The 18,237-nt window shown below is 43.5% G+C and carries 17 protein-coding genes; 8 read left to right on the top strand and 9 right to left on the bottom strand.

The features are described from left to right. Positions 1-163: 163 nt before the first annotated feature. A complete protein-coding gene (locus PSF16_RS04470) occupies positions 164-2,197 on the bottom strand; it encodes a M13 family metallopeptidase (RefSeq protein ID WP_036965779.1) in 2,034 nt (677 codons plus the stop codon). A 287-nt stretch (positions 2,198-2,484) separates the two neighbouring features. On the opposite strand from PSF16_RS04470, the gene cysB reads away from it, so the two are divergent. From cysB to PSF16_RS04455, 3 genes are all read left to right on the top strand, one after another. After that, positions 2,485-3,459, top strand: a complete 975-nt coding sequence (gene cysB / locus PSF16_RS04465; protein WP_006659759.1) for an HTH-type transcriptional regulator CysB — start codon at positions 2,485-2,487, stop codon at positions 3,457-3,459. Positions 3,460-3,552: 93 nt separating this feature from the next. Beyond that, positions 3,553-6,225 (top strand): aconitate hydratase AcnA, encoded by a 2,673-nt coding sequence (acnA, locus tag PSF16_RS04460; RefSeq protein WP_036963743.1) that lies wholly within the window; start codon positions 3,553-3,555, stop codon positions 6,223-6,225. Positions 6,226-6,411: 186 nt separating this feature from the next. Then, a complete protein-coding gene (locus PSF16_RS04455; protein ID WP_006661698.1) occupies positions 6,412-6,861 on the top strand; it encodes a hypothetical protein in 450 nt (149 codons plus the stop codon). 94 nt (positions 6,862-6,955) lie between these two features. Here PSF16_RS04455 and hemB read toward each other — a convergent pair whose 3' ends face one another. Together hemB and ribA are read right to left on the bottom strand one after the other, a co-directional pair. Continuing rightward, entirely contained in the window at positions 6,956-7,933 is a 978-nt protein-coding gene (hemB, locus tag PSF16_RS04450; RefSeq protein ID WP_006661699.1) for a porphobilinogen synthase, read from the bottom strand. 247 nt (positions 7,934-8,180) lie between these two features. Next, positions 8,181-8,777 (bottom strand): GTP cyclohydrolase II, encoded by a 597-nt coding sequence (ribA, locus tag PSF16_RS04445; protein ID WP_006661700.1) that lies wholly within the window; start codon positions 8,775-8,777, stop codon positions 8,181-8,183. A gap of 214 nt (positions 8,778-8,991) precedes the next feature. On the opposite strand from ribA, the gene PSF16_RS04440 reads away from it, so the two are divergent. From PSF16_RS04440 to yciH, 5 genes are all read left to right on the top strand, one after another. Continuing rightward, a complete protein-coding gene (locus tag PSF16_RS04440) occupies positions 8,992-9,702 on the top strand; it encodes a phosphatase PAP2 family protein (RefSeq protein WP_006659764.1) in 711 nt (236 codons plus the stop codon). Between the two features lie 154 nt (positions 9,703-9,856). Continuing rightward, positions 9,857-10,174 carry a LapA family protein gene (locus PSF16_RS04435; protein ID WP_006659765.1) on the top strand — a complete coding sequence of 106 codons (318 nt, stop codon included), beginning with the start codon at positions 9,857-9,859 and terminating at the stop codon, positions 10,172-10,174. Positions 10,175-10,180: 6 nt separating this feature from the next. Next, on the top strand, positions 10,181-11,353 hold the full coding sequence (gene lapB / locus PSF16_RS04430; protein ID WP_272688837.1) for a lipopolysaccharide assembly protein LapB: 1,173 nt from the start codon (positions 10,181-10,183) through the stop codon (positions 11,351-11,353). Between the two features lie 45 nt (positions 11,354-11,398). Further along, the gene (gene pyrF, locus PSF16_RS04425; protein ID WP_006659767.1) at positions 11,399-12,136 is read left to right on the top strand and encodes an orotidine-5'-phosphate decarboxylase; all 738 of its coding nucleotides are present in this window, start codon (positions 11,399-11,401) and stop codon (positions 12,134-12,136) included. Beyond that, positions 12,133-12,459 (top strand): stress response translation initiation inhibitor YciH, encoded by a 327-nt coding sequence (gene yciH, locus PSF16_RS04420; RefSeq protein WP_006659768.1) that lies wholly within the window; start codon positions 12,133-12,135, stop codon positions 12,457-12,459. Before pyrF ends, yciH begins: the two co-directional genes overlap by 4 nt. A 55-nt stretch (positions 12,460-12,514) precedes the next feature. On the opposite strand, the gene osmB is transcribed toward yciH, so the two are convergent. From osmB to rsxD, 6 genes are all read right to left on the bottom strand, one after another. Next, complete coding sequence (gene osmB / locus PSF16_RS04415; RefSeq protein ID WP_006659769.1) at positions 12,515-12,721, bottom strand: osmotically-inducible lipoprotein OsmB; 207 nt, start codon at positions 12,719-12,721, stop codon at positions 12,515-12,517. A gap of 228 nt (positions 12,722-12,949) precedes the next feature. After that, positions 12,950-14,893 (bottom strand): exoribonuclease II, encoded by a 1,944-nt coding sequence (locus PSF16_RS04410; protein ID WP_006661702.1) that lies wholly within the window; start codon positions 14,891-14,893, stop codon positions 12,950-12,952. Between the two features lie 121 nt (positions 14,894-15,014). Next, positions 15,015-15,656: an endonuclease III gene (nth, locus tag PSF16_RS04405; RefSeq protein WP_006659771.1), complete on the bottom strand. Its 642-nt coding sequence runs from the start codon at positions 15,654-15,656 to the stop codon at positions 15,015-15,017. A gap of 19 nt (positions 15,657-15,675) precedes the next feature. Beyond that, a complete protein-coding gene (locus PSF16_RS04400) occupies positions 15,676-16,392 on the bottom strand; it encodes an electron transport complex subunit E (RefSeq protein ID WP_006659772.1) in 717 nt (238 codons plus the stop codon). After that, positions 16,392-17,021, bottom strand: a complete 630-nt coding sequence (rsxG, locus tag PSF16_RS04395; protein WP_006661704.1) for an electron transport complex subunit RsxG — start codon at positions 17,019-17,021, stop codon at positions 16,392-16,394. Before rsxG ends, PSF16_RS04400 begins: the two co-directional genes overlap by 1 nt. A 9-nt stretch (positions 17,022-17,030) precedes the next feature. Further along, complete coding sequence (gene rsxD, locus PSF16_RS04390; protein WP_006659774.1) at positions 17,031-18,110, bottom strand: electron transport complex subunit RsxD; 1,080 nt, start codon at positions 18,108-18,110, stop codon at positions 17,031-17,033. Positions 18,111-18,237: the final 127 nt, after the last annotated feature.

Raw genomic sequence — 18,237 nt, 5'->3', positions numbered from 1 at the left:
GTTACTTGGCTACTCGGGTCATATACTTGTGCATGCTCCTAGGGATTAGCTCATTTGCCGCCTTGCTACAGCACGAATTATTTAGAAGGAACGGCAATATGATAGGTCATAAAAAAGCCTCTTATCCAAGAGGCTTTTCAACGCTATCTTACCGACTCAACCATCACCAAATCTTAATGCGTTTTTCTGGTGCGAGGTACAGGGCATTATCCTTATCAACGCCGAAAGTGGTATACCAGTCATCGATATTACGGACAACACCATTGGCGCGGAACTGATTTGGGCTGTGAGGATCGGTGAGGATCTTATTGCGTTCAGATTCCTTATTCGACAACTCTTGCCATGTTCTTGCCCACGAAATAAAGAAACGTTGTAGACCCGTCATACCATCAATAATCGGAGGCTCGCCATTTGGGTAGTTCTCTTTAGAAAATTGTTTATAGGCACTTAGTGCAATGTTTAAGCCGCCTAAATCCCCAATATTTTCGCCGAGAGTTAATTCACCATTCACTTTCTGCCCATCGACAGCAAAGCCATTATACTGATCCACCAATTTGGACGTTTTCTCTTTAAAGTGCTCTTTAGCACTGTCACTCCACCAGTTGCGTAGCTGACCGGTTCCGTCATATAAGCTACCTTGGTCATCAAAGCCATGCCCCATTTCATGACCAATTACGGCACCAATGGCACCATAGTTATAAGCAGGATCGACATTTGGGTCGAAGAATGGTGCTTGTAAAATGGCAGCAGGGAACACTATTTCATTCTGTACCGGATTAAAATAAGCATTAATGGTCTGCGGAGTCATGCCCCATTCCCACTTACGTACAGGCTGTCCAATTTTGCTCATGGCATCATTATACGACCATGCTTCCACTTGCTTATAGTTGTCCATCAATGTGTTGGGTTTCAAATTGATTGAACTGAAGTCATTCCATTTATCCGGATAGCCCACTTTGACAGTGAACTGCTCTAATTTTTTCAGCGCTTCTTGGCGTGTCGGTTCATCCATCCAATCATTATCTTTTAGGCGTGCATTGAAGGTTCCCCGTACATAGCTCACCAAATCTTGGATTTTCTCTTTTGACTGTGGGTTGAAATATTTCTCCACATAGATCTGTCCAAGAGGTTCACCTTGCAATGCGTTGACAGTTTGCAGTGCACGTTCTTGGCGAGTTCGTTGTTTCTCAACGCCATTCAGTTTTTTCGAGTAAAAATCGAATCGAGCATCGGATAGGGTTTTGTTTAAATAACTCGCGTGGTCATTCACATACTGGAATGTCAGGTAATCTTTCAAGATAGAAACGGGGGTTTTGGCAAAAATTTGTGCCGTTTTTTCTACTGCGGTGTCATTTTCAACGACCACTTTAGCCAGTTGTTGGTCAGTTAATTTCCAGTGCTGAATAAAGCTATCCCACGCAAAACCATCGGTGAATTTCTTCATTTCGGCTAAGGTCATTGGGTGGTAATTTTTGATGGTATCGCGTCGTGCTTCAGGACTCCAATGGACTTCAGCAATCGATTTTTCGAGGTTAAAGATCTGTTGTGCTTTTTTCTTAACATCTTTTTCGCCCGCTAATTTCAAAATAGTCGCAATATAGGCAATATAGTTTTTGCGGATTTCTTTCATTTGCGGCGTGTCGTCAAGGTAGTAATTACGGTTAGGTAACCCAAGTCCACCTTGTCCGAGATACAAAATATAGGTATCTGGCGCCTTCGCGTCTAAATCGACCCAATAAGACAAGACGGAGGTATAACCTGGCAGTGTCATTAGTCGGCTAATATCGTTATGATCTTTCGCTTGAGCAATGGCTGCTAAATCTGCCTTTATCGGTGTTAATCCCGCTTTTTCAATACTGGCTTCATCAAGGTAGCTTAAATATAAATTACGAATATTTTTCTGATTATGATTCAAGCTGCTTTCTGGGGCTTGCTTCAATTCATCAATGATGGATTGCGTTTGTTTTTCGGTACTTAAATACAAATCCACGAAGGAGTTAATTCGAGGCATGCCGGTTGGGATCTTGGCGTTATTAATCCAATCATGATTCACGTATTGATAGAAATCATTACCCGGCACAATTGAATCGGATAACACAATTTTTTGCTGACCGTAAGATAGCTCTTTCGCTAATAAGTGAGGCGCAAAGGATAGGGTTGATAAACCGACCATCATGGCTAAAACTTTTATACGCATCTAGATAACCTCTCTGTAGTCTAAATAGGATGCTCACCGCAAAATGGGAATAAAATTCGCATGCTAATTATTCAAGCATAGTCGAAGAAAAAAATAATCTGACTTTGCAATACCTTACTTGGGACTGCCTTTTTTTATCAGTGAGATGAAATATTATCATCATACTGTTTATTCTGATTAGTTTGATGTTATATTGGTTATATATATATTAAACAATATTACTTTTTGTTATATGTAATGTTTTTTAGCTATAGCAAAAACGATTTTCTGTGAGAGGTGGGGCAAATATGAAGTTACAACAGCTGCGATATATTGTTGAAGTCGTTAACCATGATCTGAATGTTTCATCGACGGCGGAAGGACTATTTACTTCCCAACCAGGGATCAGTAAGCAAGTCAGAATGCTAGAAGATGAATTGGGTATTCAAATATTTGCACGTAGCGGAAAGCATTTAACGCATGTCACCCCCGCAGGTGAAGAGGTTGTCCGCATTTCCCGTGAAGTACTTTCCAAGATTGAAGCTATTCGTTCGGTTGCGGGCGAACATACCATCCCCGATCGCGGTAGCTTAAAGATTGCCACCACCCATACCCAAGCACGTTATGCCTTACCTCCAGTCATTAAAACCTTTATAGAACGTTATCCTCATGTGTCTTTGCATATGCAACAGGGTTCGCCAACGCAAATAGCGGAAGAGGTTTGCAAAGGTAATAGTGATTTTGCTATTGCGACAGAAGCACTCCATCTGTATAGCGATCTGATCATGCTGCCATGCTACCACTGGAACCGTTGTGTCATCGTGCCTACAGGGCATCCTTTAACAGAGAAAAAGAATGTCACGATTGAAGATATTGCCGAATACCAAATTGTCACGTATACCCATGGTTTTACAGGGCGTTCGGAGCTGGATGTCGCTTTCCAAAAAGTAGGATTAGAGCCGAAAATCATTTTCACTGCTACGGATGCGGATGTGATTAAAACTTATGTGAAGCTCGGTTTAGGGATTGGAATTATCGCCAGCATGGCAGTTGATCCTGAAGTGGATAAAGACTTAGTGGTGATTGATATGCGCGATAAGTTTAGCTATAGCACCACGAAGATTGGTTTTAAACGCACCAGTTTCTTACGTAGTTACATGTATGATTTTATTTGGCGTTTTGCTCCACATTTGACTCGCGATGTGGTTGATAAAGCGATTGCTTTACGTAATAACGAAGATATTGAAGAGTTTTTCAAAGAGATTGAGCTACCGATCTTATAATTGGCACAAAATCTATAAAGGAATTGATTATGAGGACTATGATTAATAATACTGCGTAAAAAAATAAGGTGATAAAAACGCCAAGGAGGAGTTATGTCGTTGAGTTTGAAAGCAAACAGTGCAGCAACGCTGAATGTCGGTAACAAACAGTATAATTACTTCAGTCTTGCCCTTGCCGAAAAACAGTTGGGTAGCGGGGCAAGATTACCTAAGTCCCTCAAAGTTCTTCTCGAAAATTTGTTGCGTCATATCGACGGTAAATCCGTCGTTGACGCCGATCTCCAAGCCATCATTGATTGGCAAAAAAATGCCCATGCAGATAGAGAAATTGCTTATCGTCCAGCACGAGTGCTGATGCAAGATTTTACGGGTGTTCCTGCGGTTGTTGACCTTGCTGCGATGCGTGAGGCAGTTAAATCGTTAGGTGGCAATGTTAATCAAGTGAACCCGTTATCTCCTGTCGATTTAGTCATTGACCACTCCGTGATGGTTGATGAGTTTGGTAATACCCAAGCGTTTGATGACAACGTTGAAATTGAAATGAAACGCAACCATGAACGTTACCTCTTTTTACGCTGGGGGCAAAAAGCCTTCAACCGTTTTAGAGTGGTGCCGCCGGGAACGGGGATCTGTCACCAAGTTAACCTTGAATACCTCGGTAAAGCGATTTGGCATGAAGAGGTTGACGGTAAATTAATGGCCTATCCGGACACGCTGGTCGGGACAGACTCTCACACCACCATGATCAACGGTCTTGGCGTATTAGGTTGGGGTGTTGGTGGGATTGAGGCAGAAGCCGCGATGCTTGGTCAGCCCGTTTCTATGCTGATCCCAGACGTTGTAGGCTTTAAACTAACTGGAAAATTGGCAGAAGGGATCACGGCGACTGACTTAGTATTAACTGTGACTCAAATGCTGCGAAAACAGGGTGTTGTGGGTAAATTTGTCGAATTCTACGGTGATGGTTTGGCAGATTTACCGTTAGCCGACCGAGCAACTATCGCCAATATGGCGCCAGAATATGGTGCTACGTGTGGTTTCTTCCCAATTGATGAAATCACATTATCATACATGAAACTCACCGGACGCCAAGATGATGAAATTGCGCTGGTGGAAGCCTATAGTAAACAACAAGGTTTATGGCGTCATCAGGGGGATGAGCCTATATTCACCAGTACATTAGCGCTAGACATGGGGACGGTAGAATCTAGCCTTGCAGGCCCTAAGCGTCCTCAAGACCGTGTTGAGCTGAGCCAAGTACCAAACGCATTCCAAAGCGCTGTGGATTTAGAGCTCAATAAACAGGATAAACATGCACATCCGCGGGTTAATTATCAAGAGCACGAATTTGATCTGACTGATGGCGCAGTTGTGATTGCGGCTATCACATCATGTACTAACACGTCTAACCCGAGCGTTTTAATGGCGGCAGGGTTGCTGGCGAAAAAAGCCGTAGAAAAAGGGTTGATGCGCCAACCGTGGGTTAAATCTTCTTTGGCTCCAGGTTCTAAAGTGGTGACTGATTACCTCAAATTGGCAGGATTAACCCCTTATCTTGATCAATTAGGTTTTAACCTTGTGGGCTATGGCTGTACAACTTGTATTGGTAACTCTGGTCCGTTACCTGCGCCTATTGAGGAGGCAATTAAACAGTCTGATTTGACGGTCGGTGCAGTGCTTTCAGGTAACCGTAACTTTGAAGGACGTATCCATCCGCTCGTTAAAACTAACTGGTTAGCATCACCACCATTGGTGGTTGCCTATGCGCTTGCGGGTAATATGCACGTTAACTTAAAAACTGATCCATTAGGCATGGATAAACAAGGACAGCCTGTCTATCTAAAGGACATTTGGCCATCCAGCGCGGAAATTGCCAGTGCAGTTGAGAAAGTCAAAACGGATATGTTCCATAAGGAATATAATGCGGTATTTGAAGGGGATGAAGCATGGCGAGCGCTGAATGTGGAAAGCTCTTCAACGTATCACTGGCAAGGGGATTCGACCTATATCCGCCACCCGCCATTTTTTGAAAATATGCCCGCCCAGCCTAAACCTGTTGCTGATATTCATGGTGCGAGTATTCTCGCAATTCTTGGGGATTCGGTGACAACAGACCATATTTCTCCAGCGGGAAATATTAAGAAGGACAGTCCTGCTGGGCGCTACTTGCAGGATCATGGTGTTGCGGTAGCAGACTTCAACTCTTATGGTTCCCGTCGTGGTAACCATGAAGTGATGATGCGAGGAACCTTTGCCAATATCCGTATTCGTAATGAAATGGTACCCGGTGTTGAAGGTGGCTATACCGTGCATATTCCAACGGGTAAACAAATGGCTATTTTTGATGCCGCGATGCTATACCAGCAAGAGAAGCGTCCATTAGCCATTATTGCAGGTAAAGAATACGGGTCAGGCTCTAGTCGAGATTGGGCTGCAAAAGGCACTAATCTGCTGGGGGTTCGCGTAGTAATAGCTGAATCTTATGAACGTATTCACCGTTCTAACTTAATTGGAATGGGGGTGATCCCATTAGAATTTACCGGCGGTGAAACGCGCAAAAGTTTAGGCTTAAAAGGTGACGAACGTATTGACGTGGTAGGGCTTCAATCTTTAAGTCCGAGCCAAGATCTTAAGGTGACAATTACGTATGGTAATGGTGAGGTGAAAGAGATTAAAACTCGCTGCCGGATTGATACGGCGACCGAAATGGAATATTACCGACATGGTGGGATCTTACATTATGTGATCCGCCAAATGCTCAATTAGCGTTCGTTTATAACGCCTGCGATTGTTATCGCGGGCGTTTTTTCTTTATTAATGCTTAATATTGTTATTTCTCAAGTTTTTTAGCCAGCTTCTCAGCTATTGTGGTAGTCAGTATTCAGAAAAAGTTCAGTAGTTTGATGGAATGATGTGACCGCATTTATCGAAAATAGCGTAAAGGAAATTAATATGGCGATTATCAATGAAACTGATTTTTTCAAGGGTGCATTGTGGGCAGCAGACATTTTATTAAGTACGACACATTGTGCCGGTGCTAATGATGAAGTTCGTGACATTTTAGAACATATTCCGAACCTATATTCCGTTGTAATGAGAACGCCAGAAACGGAAGTTCATGATTTAAGATTATATGCAGATAAAGAATTCCCATTAGGTCTAAATGCGGAATACACCGCAATTTCTATTGCACCGTTAAAAGATTTTTTTGATATTTTGCCTGTTACTGAGCATGAGCTTGATTGTGAAGCGATGGATATTGAAACGTGGGGCGTGGTGGCAGACCTTACGAATGGTAAAAAAGATCTCCTGATTGCTGGGTTGTTATCTCCAGAAACGGCGCAAATGTATGCAGACCGTTTATCTGAGCAGCTCGCCTTTCAACAAAAGAAGGCGAGTTAATCAGCAAGTTGTCGAATAATTAAGCTAAAATGAACAAAAACGCCAATACTGTATTTATATCCAGTATTGGCGTTTTTTCTATCTAAATAATAAATTATAAGATTTTATTTTCTGCTAATTGCAGTGCGAAATAGGTAAAGATTAAGTCAGCACCTGCACGTTTGATGGCACCTAAGCTTTCCAGTGTCACACGTGTTTCATCAATTGCTCCCGCTTGGGCTGCAAATTTGATCATGGCGTATTCACCGCTGACTTGGTAAGCCCCGATCGGTAATTGAGTGCATTCGCGTAGGTCTCGGATGATATCCAAATAGGCACCTGCCGGTTTCACCATGAGTGCATCTGCACCTTCTTGCATATCGATGAGAGACTCATGTAGCGCTTCGCGGCGGTTCATTGGGTTCATTTGGTAAGTTTTACGATCACCTTTTAAGCATGAACCCGCTGCGTCACGGAATGGACCATACAGGGCAGAGGCGAATTTAGTGGAATAAGACATGATTGCGGTATCTGTAAATCCAGCCGCATCCAGCGCATGGCGGATAGCGGCAACTTGCCCATCCATTGCTGCGGATGGCGCAATAAAATCAGCACCTGCACGTGCCGCAGCAACCGCTTGTAGACCCAAATTATGGATAGTCTGATCGTTATCAACAACGTCACCATGCATCACACCGCAATGCCCATGAGAAGTATATTCACAGAAACAGGTGTCTGACATTACAATCATTTCTGGGACTGTCTCTTTACAGATGCGAGACATACGTGCCACCAGGCCATTTTCTTGCCATGCATCGCTACCATTTTCATCTAAGTGATGGGAAACGCCAAATGTCATCACAGATTTAATGCCCGCTTTGGCAATACGCTCAATTTCATGCGCTAAACGTTTCTCTGGGATACGAACTACGCCTGGCATACTGGCGATAGGGGCGTAATCGTCTAAACCTTCTTCAACAAAGATAGGTAAACATAAATCATTAATGGAGAGATGGGTTTCTTGGAATAGGTCGCGGAATTGTTCACTTTTACGCAGTCTTCTCATGCGTTGGATGGAATGCAGGTTATTCACACTATCTCCTTGGTAGACGAAAAATAGACATTTCCCATTCGGATTATTATGTGGGAATGTTCCACTCTCATTTTTCGATGTATTAAATAATGAATGGTATTAAATTGCGAACAGTATAAACCTTATAAAAAGAATGTGAATATAACATCCGTCAAATGTTATGGATTCAAGTATTATGGTAACAATGGGAATTAAGACAAGATAATAGGAAGAGCGCGGAACACTCTTCCTGATTGAGATAGATTAATTATTGGTGCTTAAATAACATATGACCCATTTTTTGTGCTTTTACATCTAAATAATGTTCGTTGCTAGGATTTCGTCCAACAATTAATGGCACACGCTCAACCACATTGATGCCAGCTTCACGCATAATGTCGATTTTTTTCGGGTTATTTGTCAGTAAACGGACTTCATTTATCCCCAATAATTTATACATATCAGAGCACAGGGTAAAATCACGTTCATCGGCTTTAAACCCTAATTTTAGGTTAGCTTCAACGGTATCTAAACCTTGGTCTTGCAACGCATATGCACGGATTTTGTTCAGTAATCCTATGTTGCGGCCTTCTTGGCGGTGATACAGGAGCACCCCTCGACCTTCTTCACTAATTTGTTTGAGCGCAGCTTCTAACTGAAAACCACAGTCACAACGTAAACTAAATAATGCATCGCCAGTTAAGCATTCGGAATGAATTCGACTGAGTATTGGCGTTGCGCCTGAAATATCACCAAAAATGAGAGCAACATGGTCATGACCGGTTGCGATTTCCTCAAACCCTACCATTAGGAATTCACCGAAAGGGGTAGGTAGTTTGGCTTCGGCAATACGTTTTAGCTGCATATTTTCTTTCATTAGTTAAAGTAACTCTTGCTGAATTAAACACGTAAATCGATATAGTTACTAAAGTTAAATATATCGATGCTATATGACGTTTGCATATAGAGTCCGGCATTCTTTGCACACAGCCGACGCTGTACTACTATAACAGAGATATTACAAGGTCATGCGAAATTTGTTTATTAGGGAATAATTTAAAACTTAAGGATCATTCTAGATGAGAAAGAGTGCTTATATTATTGCAATAAGTGTTATTTTTTTGCTATTACCGCCGATAGCTATGATAGTGACAGGCTGGCACTGGTCGCCAGAACAGCAACCGTCGATGAAATGGCTTCTTTGGCTAACGGATAGCGCAGGGCTACCGTATAGCTATATTACCTTCGTGTTCTTAACGTTATTAACGCTGGTGGTATTTCGTCATCAACGAAGCCAATGGCTGAAACTGTTGGTCATCATTTTGCTCTGTATTCTTGGTGCGCAAGGTGTTAAATCTTTGATGAAAAGTTCTTTTCAAGAACCAAGACCTTATGTGATGTGGCTGGAGAAGACGGCCCAAATCCCTCATCAAGTCTTCTATAATTTAAAACGTGGGGAACGCGCGGATTTAATCAAGAATAGCGTGAAGTCGAATTCTCTGATTCCGAAATGGCAACGTCAGCATTGGCAAGTAGAAACGGGCTATTCTTTCCCTTCTGGCCATATGTTATTTGCGGCCGCTTGGGCGTTATTATTAATGGCACTGTTCTGGCAACAGCGTCAGTATATATTGGGGATCGGGTTATTGTGTTGGGCTGAAGGGATTGGACTCAGTCGGATGTTACTTGGTATGCATTGGCCAATAGATATTATTACGTCGACACTTATTAGTGCACTTTTTGCGCTTTTAGGTTGTTGGATATATCAATCTCGGTTATTCGAGAAATGAATTTCACGCCGATCGAGTTATCCTGATGAAAAAGGGCGGTTTTTAGTGCGATTGGAATGGCGAAGTTAATAATTTACTTTGTCTGAATGCGCTGAAAATGCTACCTTATCAGCGATATGTTTTGGAACGATAAGAACTGATAACGGGAAAAAATGTGAAATACTTTCTGATTTTATTACTAGCGGTCGCTGTTTTTATTGTGTCGATTACGCTAGGTTCAAGCAATGATCAGGTTATTACATTTAACTACCTGATTGCAAAAGGGGATTTTTCGTTATCCTCGTTACTTGCAACCTTGTTTGGTGTCGGTTTTGTGCTGGGGTGGCTGGTGTGTGCGGTGTTTTATTTGCGTACCATTGTTAGCCTTAAGAATGCACGTCGTAAAATTAGACGTTTAGAATCACAATTGGGTGCTGGAGAGAAGACCATTTCTGACTCAACCGAATTAGTGACAGCTCAGAACAAGGAATAATCCTCAATGTTCGAGTTGCTTTTTCTGTTGCTACCTGTTGCCGCTGCCTACGGCTGGTACATGGGGCGCAGAAGTGCTCAGCAAGATAAGCAGCAACACGCTAATCGCTTGTCACGCGACTATGTGACAGGCGTGAACTTCCTATTATCAAATCAACAAGATAAAGCGGTTGATTTGTTCCTCGAAATGCTAAAAACAGAAGATAGCTCCGCGTTTGAAGCTCATCTGACGTTAGGTAATTTATTCCGTTCTCGCGGTGAAGTCGAGCGAGCTATTCGTATTCACCAGTCGCTGGTGGAAAGTGCCGCACTCTCATTTGAACAACGCTTGTTAGCAACTCAGCAGCTGGGTCGTGATTATATGACCGCGGGTGTGTATGACCGTGCTGAAAATATGTTTCAACAGCTTGCTGATGAAGTGGATTTTAAGCAGAGCGCGTTGCAATCATTATTGTCGATTTATCAATTAACCAGTGATTGGGGTAAAGCCATTGAAACGGCGACAAAATTGGTAAAATTAGGCTCAGAAGAGTTACGTGAGCAAATTGCCCATTTCTACTGTGAATTAGCCACTCAAGAATTGGCGAGTGATGATATTGACGAAGCTCTAAGCTTGCTAAATAAAGGTGAGCAGGCTGATAAAAATTGCGCACGAGTTTCGATTATGAAAGGGCGCATTTTTATTGAGCAAGGTAACGATGAGAAAGCCATTGCAGCATTAGTGCAGGTTTATCATCAAGACAGAGAATTGGTATCTGAAACATTGCCATTACTGTATGAATGTTATCGACATACAGGGCTGGCCGACGGCTGGGAAGCCTATTTACGACAATGTGTTGATGGAAATACTGGGGCTATTGCCGAGTTATATCTCGCCGATATTATCGTTGAAAAGCAAAACCACGAAGCCGCGGCGAGTTACATCAATGACCAAATTCAGCGTCATCCAACTATGCGTTTATTCTACCGTTTGATGGATTACCATCTGGCGGAAGCGGAAGAAGGTCGAGCGAAAGAGAGCTTGATCTTGCTGCGTAAAATGGTGGGTGAACAAATTCGAACCAAACCTGATTATCGTTGCCACAAATGTGGTTTTACCTCCCGTTCGCTCTATTGGCACTGTCCATCTTGTCGCTCTTGGGACACCATTAAGCCGATTCGTGGACTGGATGGTCAGTGACAGTGTCACTTTTAATTTCTGATAATATTCAATAAAGGCTATGAAATGAACTCCTCAACTGAGAACCTCGTTCGCGTTAACACTGACTCGCCTATCATTGTCGCTCTGGATTATGAAAATTCTGATGCAGCGCTCGCATTTGTTGATAGGATTGATCCGCGCGATTGTCGCTTAAAAGTGGGCAAAGAGATGTTCACATTTAATGGTCCTCAATTTGTAAAGTCACTCCATGACCGTGGTTTTGATGTTTTTCTGGATCTTAAATTCCACGATATTCCCAATACCGTCGCTCGAGCGGTTTCAGCGGCAGCAGAAATGGGTGTTTGGATGGTTAACGTCCATGCCAGCGGTGGCGCTCGTATGATGGAAGCCGCTCGTCAAGCCCTTGAGAGCTATGGCAAAGACGCACCTTTACTTACAGCCGTAACAGTATTAACCAGTATGGATGCTTCTGATCTTGCTGGCGTTGGAATTAACTTAACCCCCGCAGAACATGCAGAACGTTTAGCACTCCTGACCAAGCAGTGTGGTCTTGATGGTGTAGTCTGTTCGGCACATGAAGCCAAAGCACTGAAAGCAGTGTGCGGTCAAGAATTCAAGCTGGTGACTCCAGGTATTCGCCCTGTTGGGAGTGATGTGGGAGATCAGCGCCGTATTATGACGCCTCAACAGGCGCTCGAGGCGGGTGTGGACTACATGGTAATAGGACGCCCAATCACTCGGAGTGACGATCCTGCACTGACTTTAAAACAGATCAACCAATCAATCAGGGATATCGCATGAGTGACGCTAACAGCCGTTTAGTGTATAGCACAGACGTTGGACGCATTGAGGAAGAAAAGCCGAAAGCGGTGCGACCAAAAGGTGATGGCATCGTGCGTATTCGCCGTGAAACCTCGGGCCGTAAAGGTAAAGGGGTCTGTGTTGTCACAGGGCTAGATCTTGATGATGCGGAACTGGCAAAACTCGCAGCAGAATTAAAGAAAAAATGTGGTTGCGGTGGTGCGGTCAAAGACGGTGACATTGAAATTCAAGGTGATAAACGCGACTTACTAAAACAGTTACTTGAAGCAAAAGGCTACCAAGTCAAATTGGCGGGTGGTTGAACCAAAATAAAATGGGGGAAATTTCCCCCATTTATCATCATACTGTGTGTCAGAATTACTTCTTAACTTGATGTCCAATAATCCCACCGATAGCTGCGCCACCTACAGTACCTAGTGCGCTTCCATCCGTTAATATTGCGCCTCCAACAGCACCGACAGTCGCTCCAATCGCTGTGTTTTTATTCTGTTTTGACATATTTGAACAAGCACTGAGACCCAGTGCCACCGTTGCGATAATGACAAAAGAGAGGATGCGTTTCATGATGTTTACTCCAATCTATTTTTTATAATGATAATTACGTATCAGCATATAGCCAAATTAAAATATCACGAAAAACGAATAGACGGATCGGAATAATCAGAAATAAATGTTAAGAATCGCCAGATATTTAACATTAAATGCTAACTCATTCATTTTGAATGTAATTTGAACAAATAAAAAAGACCATTACCGCAAGATAATGGTCTCAATGGAAAATGAAAGGATATCTTACGCCGCTGGGCGAGCGACGATATTGCGCGTTTCCATGCGTACTTCTGCGATATTCACATCAATAATATCGTTTAATTGATAGGCTTTTTCGCCTTTGATCAATACACTGCCTGTTTCTTGGCTGCATTGAATCTCATCACGAACACTGTGTAAGAATGGCGCAGGGATAAAGGCAACAGCGCCGTTATCGACTAAACGTACGCGCACACCACCACGGGTAATATCAATAATTTCAGCGGGGAATTTGGTCTCAGTGCCTTCAAATGGTTTTAGGTAACGAGAGTATAACCAGTCGCCAACATCACGTTCAGCCATGCGGTTAGCACGGCGGCGTTCTGCTAATTTTATTGACAGTTCTTCACTTGGTTTTGCTGGCGTTGGCGCGCCTGCGATAATCGATTTCAACAAACGGTGGTTGACGATATCGGTGTATTTACGAATTGGCGATGTCCATGTTGCATATGCTTCGAAGCCCAGACCAAAGTGTGGACCTGGGTCTGCTTTCACTTCAGCAAAGGTTTGGAAGCGGCGAATGCGGCTGTCTAAGAATTGGGTTGGCTGCGAATCTAATAGGCGACGCAATTCACGGAAGCCTTCAAGCGTTAATAGCGCTTCACCATTGGCTTCGATGCCATTATCTTTCAGCGTTTGAACGACTTGTTCGATCTGCAACGGTTCAAAGCCCATATGGACGTTAAATACACCAAAACCTAATTTGTTTTTCAGGACGTTAGCGGCACATAAGTTAGCGGTGATCATCGCTTCTTCAACAATGCGGTTTGCAGTACGACGGCTTTCTGAAACGATCTCGACCACGTTACCATTTTCATCTAAAACAAAACGGTAATCCGGTCTGTCTTTGAACACTAATGCATTATCATGACGCCATTGCAGGCGTTTATCCGCCATTTCTTTTAATAGTCTGATTTGTTGTGTATCGGCATCAGATTGTGGCTTCCATGATCCCGTTTCTTCTAACCAATCAGATACTTCATCGTAGACAAGCTTAGTTTTTGATTCGACCCATGCACTGAAGAATTCGATATTGCTATCAATAGCACCATCTTGCAGGATTTGCGTAACGCAAACCAAAGCAGGGCGACGGGCATTTGGTCGCAGAGAGCACAAGTCATCAGAAAGTTGGCGAGGCAACATTGGAATATTGAAGCCAGGCAGGTAATTGGTGAATGAGCGAGCTAAAGCGAGTTTGTCTAATTCACTTCCTTCCTTGATATAGCTGGTTGGATCTGCGATAGCGATATACAGCTTCAGGTTACCTTCAGCCGTTTTTTCGATATACAGTGCATCATCCATATCTTCGGTGCTTGCGCTATCGATAGTGACAAAATGTAGATGAGTTAAATCAACACGTTCTAAACCTTCGTCATCACGCTCACTGTCCACCATTGCCGGTTCTGCACGGTCTAATTGGTGACGGCGTAACGTTACCCACCACGGTGCGAAATGGTCGTCACCGTAGGTAATATATTCTGTAATTTCAGCATAGAAGCCTTTGTCACCCTTTAGTGGATGACGGCGCATTTCGGCAACGACCCAGTCACCTTGCTTGAATTCATGGGTAATACCGTTGATTGGTCGGCATGAAATGGCATCTTTTAACAGCGGATGGTCAGGGATGACAAACAGGCGATTATCGTTATCTTTTTTCTGAATTTTACCGACAAAACGGTTGAGAAATGGTTCGATTAATTCTTCAGGTTCAGCGAACTCGCGGTCTTTATCCGTATGAACGGCGGCAGAAATTCTATCTCCGTGCATCACTTTTTTCATTTGCGGAGGCGGAATAAAATAGCTTTTTTGTCCATCGACTTCTAAAAAGCCAAATCCTTTTTCTGTGCTTTTAACCAGACCTTCGACGCGAGGTGTTTTGGCATGCAACGTCTGTTTGAGTTGCGCTAGTAATGGGTTGTCTTGAAACATACTTACCGTTTATTTGATGTTGAGTTTGGCTCTATTGTTGCGTAAGACAAAGTCTTAGAGCAAGAAAAAAATGCGAATGACTTTATAACGATGTGGAAATTCGCATCTTAGGCTAACTTGATTAATTTTCAGGGTAAACTTTATCTTTAAACTCGCAAAGATCCTCAATAATACACGATCCACAGCGAGGTTTGCGTGCGATGCATGTGTAACGACCGTGCAAAATAAACCAGTGATGACAATCAACTTTAAATTCAGCAGGGACCACTTTGAGTAACTTTTCTTCGACCTCAACAACATCTTTGCCTGGGGCGAATTTGGTTCGGTTACACACGCGGAAAATATGGGTATCGACGGCAATCGTTGGCCAGCCAAATGCCGTATTGAGTACCACATTGGCGGTTTTACGTCCTACACCGGGTAAGGCTTCTAACGCTTCTCGGTTCTCGGGAACTTGGCTCTGATGTTTTTCGATCAGAATTTGGCAAGTTTTATAGACGCTTTCCGCTTTAGTGTTAAACAATCCGATGGTTTTTATATACTCTTTAATGCCATCGACCCCAAGAGCAACCATTTGTTCTGGTGTATTGGCAACGGGATATAATTTTGCGGTCGCCTTATTCACACTGACATCGGTGGCTTGTGCAGAAAGCAACACCGAAATTAGCAACTCAAAAGGGGAGCTAAATTCTAGCTCCGTTGTGGGATGTGGATTGTTATCGCGCAGGCGAGTGAGAATTTCGATTCGTTTAGTTTTATTCATTGCTCACAAAGCTTCAAATTTAGGAGATATTTGTGCCACAACCTTGTTCTTTTTGGTATTCACGTAGAGGTTGTTGACCTGATTTTAGCGCCGCGCGCTTTTTCATTTTTTCATCAATAAGGTATTTACCCGCCAACATTAATGCTAAGCCAATAAATGCACCCGGTGGCAGCATAGCGAGTAAAAAAGGTGAGTCAAGGTGTAAGACTTCAATACGTAGTGACTTAGCCCATGAACCTAATAGCAGATCAGCACCATTGAATAAGGTTCCGTTACCTAAAATTTCGCGCATTGCGCCAAGTACAAACAATGCCGCTGTTGCACCTAACCCCATGGCGAGTCCATCCATAGCAGATAACGGTACTGGATTACGTGAAGCATACGCTTCGGCGCGCCCAATCACGATGCAGTTTGTCACGATCAGTGGGATAAAGATCCCCAGAGACTCATATAAACCAAACGCATAGGCGTTGATCAGCATTTGTACTGCACTTACTACTGAGGCGATAATCATTACGTAGATAGGTATGCGAATCTCAGCAGGAACCCAACGGCGAAAAGCAGAGACTGCCACGTTGGTACAAACCAGAACGAGGGTTGTTGCAAGCCCAAGCCCCAGTGCGTTAGTTGCTGTCGATGATACAGCCAGTAATGGGCATAAACCCAGTAGTTGTACTAAAGCAGAGTTATTTTTCCATAACCCTTGTGCAAATAACTCTTTGGTTTCGCTACTCATTATTCATCCCCACAAATTGGGTAATTTGCTAATTCTTCAGGTACCGTTTGAATAAATGCGGCGGTACGTTTTGTGGCATTGACAACTGCACGAGGGGTAATCGTTGCCCCTGTAAATTGGTCAAAATCGCCACCGTCTTTTTTCACTGCCCAATGAGGATCTTGGGCAGATTCCAATTTCTTGCCTGTAAAATGGGTGATCCAATCGGATATTCGGGTTTCAATTTTATCCCCAAGCCCTGGCGTTTCATGATGCTCTGTAACGCGTACGCCCAAAACTTTGCCATTAAAATCAGCACCAACCAATAAATGGATGGCACCAGAATAACCATCTGGTGCGGTACTTTCTAATGCCGCAGCAACAGGTTGACCATCCTTACGGGCAATATACAGATGTCGAGGGAGTTTATTTCCCAGTATAGCTTCATTGGTGACCAGATAGCACTCTTTGGCGAGATCATTGTCATATAAGGATTCAGGCACCACTTGGTCGAGCAATTTTTTCTGAACAAGGGCAGCTTGCTCGGCAATGATGTCTTTGGTTAGCGTATAAACTGCAGCACTGAGCGCAGTGGTTCCCGCAGCAAACAGAGCCAAGATTGTGCCATGACGGCGCATCGTATTTAACATGGAGGCTCCTTACTTATGTCCATACGCACGTGGCTGCGTATAGTGGTCAATTAATGGCACGGTAATATTCGCAAGCAAGACAGCAAATGCGACGGCGTCAGGGTATCCACCATAAACACGGATCACCCACACTAAGAAACCGATTAATACCCCAAAAATAATGCGTCCTTTTGGTGTTGTTGACGCTGTGACTGGGTCGGTGGCAATAAAGAACGCGCCAAGCATCGTCGCACCTGATAATAATTGGATTAATGGTGGTGAATAACGGCTATCGTCGATTAGCCAGCTAACCACAGCGAGCAGGGCAAGTGTTCCAATAAATGCCACGGGAATATGCCAGCTGATGATCCGGCGGCTGAGCATAATTAATCCGCCAGCCAGATAGGCAAGGTTCACCCACTGCCAACCGATACCGGCTAAAGAGCCTTGCAAAATTGGTTGCTGTAGTACATCGGAAATGGAGTGGGTGAGTAAGCCGGTTTTAAAGCTATCAAGCGGTGTTGCTTGGCTCATCCCATCAATACCGGTACGTAATTGATCCAGCGTTATTCCCGTCGAGGTATGCCCGCTAAAGATCACCATCAAACTATCAAAACCTGAAATATGCAGTTGTTGCAATTCCTGAGGCGGCAACCAGTTGGTCATTTGCACTGGGAATGAAATCAGTAATACCACATAACCGACCATAGCAGGGTTAAATGGGTTTTGCCCTAAACCACCATAGCACTGCTTAGCAATAATGATGGCAAAGATAGTACCAAGAACAATCAGCCACCAAGGGGATAGTGGCGGTAAGCTCACACCGAGCAATAACGCGGTCACAATGGCCGAGTTATCTTTTAGTACAGGTAAAACAGGCTGTTTCCGCAAATGGATTGAAACGGCTTCTGTTAAGGCTGCCGTCACCATTGCAATAGCAATCTGATATAAGGTGCCGATACCAAAAAAATAGGTTTGCACGGCAATGCCCGGAATGGCCGCCAACAGAACCCAAAACATGACCTGACTCGTGCTTTGGTTATCATGAGTAAATGGGGCGCTAGCAATTTTTAAACGGCGAGTTTTGCTATCAAGCGGTCTAAATTTCATGTGGTTATCACTTACTCTGTGGTTGTTTGTTCATTTGGTTGTTGAGAAACAGATGATTGCGCGGCTTTCTTAGCTTTAACTCTAGCAATCGCTGCGGCAACGGCGGCTTTGCGTGGGTCGACTTCTT

Source organism: Providencia sp. PROV033, assembly GCF_028484855.1.
Lineage (GTDB): Bacteria > Pseudomonadota > Gammaproteobacteria > Enterobacterales > Enterobacteriaceae > Providencia > Providencia alcalifaciens.
This window is presented reverse-complemented; position numbering and strand designations above follow the sequence as displayed.

Coding starts and splice junctions, on each gene's coding strand:
- PSF16_RS04470 (WP_036965779.1), bottom strand. CDS start 2,197: ATGCGTATAAAAGTTTTAGCCATGATGGTCGGTTTATCAACCCTATCC.
- cysB (WP_006659759.1), top strand. CDS start 2,485: ATGAAGTTACAACAGCTGCGATATATTGTTGAAGTCGTTAACCATGAT.
- acnA (WP_036963743.1), top strand. CDS start 3,553: ATGTCGTTGAGTTTGAAAGCAAACAGTGCAGCAACGCTGAATGTCGGT.
- PSF16_RS04455 (WP_006661698.1), top strand. CDS start 6,412: ATGGCGATTATCAATGAAACTGATTTTTTCAAGGGTGCATTGTGGGCA.
- ribA (WP_006661700.1), bottom strand. CDS start 8,777: ATGCAGCTAAAACGTATTGCCGAAGCCAAACTACCTACCCCTTTCGGT.
- PSF16_RS04440 (WP_006659764.1), top strand. CDS start 8,992: ATGAGAAAGAGTGCTTATATTATTGCAATAAGTGTTATTTTTTTGCTA.
- lapB (WP_272688837.1), top strand. CDS start 10,181: ATGTTCGAGTTGCTTTTTCTGTTGCTACCTGTTGCCGCTGCCTACGGC.
- pyrF (WP_006659767.1), top strand. CDS start 11,399: ATGAACTCCTCAACTGAGAACCTCGTTCGCGTTAACACTGACTCGCCT.
- yciH (WP_006659768.1), top strand. CDS start 12,133: ATGAGTGACGCTAACAGCCGTTTAGTGTATAGCACAGACGTTGGACGC.
- osmB (WP_006659769.1), bottom strand. CDS start 12,721: ATGAAACGCATCCTCTCTTTTGTCATTATCGCAACGGTGGCACTGGGT.
- PSF16_RS04410 (WP_006661702.1), bottom strand. CDS start 14,893: ATGTTTCAAGACAACCCATTACTAGCGCAACTCAAACAGACGTTGCAT.
- nth (WP_006659771.1), bottom strand. CDS start 15,656: ATGAATAAAACTAAACGAATCGAAATTCTCACTCGCCTGCGCGATAAC.
- PSF16_RS04400 (WP_006659772.1), bottom strand. CDS start 16,392: ATGAGTAGCGAAACCAAAGAGTTATTTGCACAAGGGTTATGGAAAAAT.
- rsxG (WP_006661704.1), bottom strand. CDS start 17,021: ATGTTAAATACGATGCGCCGTCATGGCACAATCTTGGCTCTGTTTGCT.
- rsxD (WP_006659774.1), bottom strand. CDS start 18,110: ATGAAATTTAGACCGCTTGATAGCAAAACTCGCCGTTTAAAAATTGCT.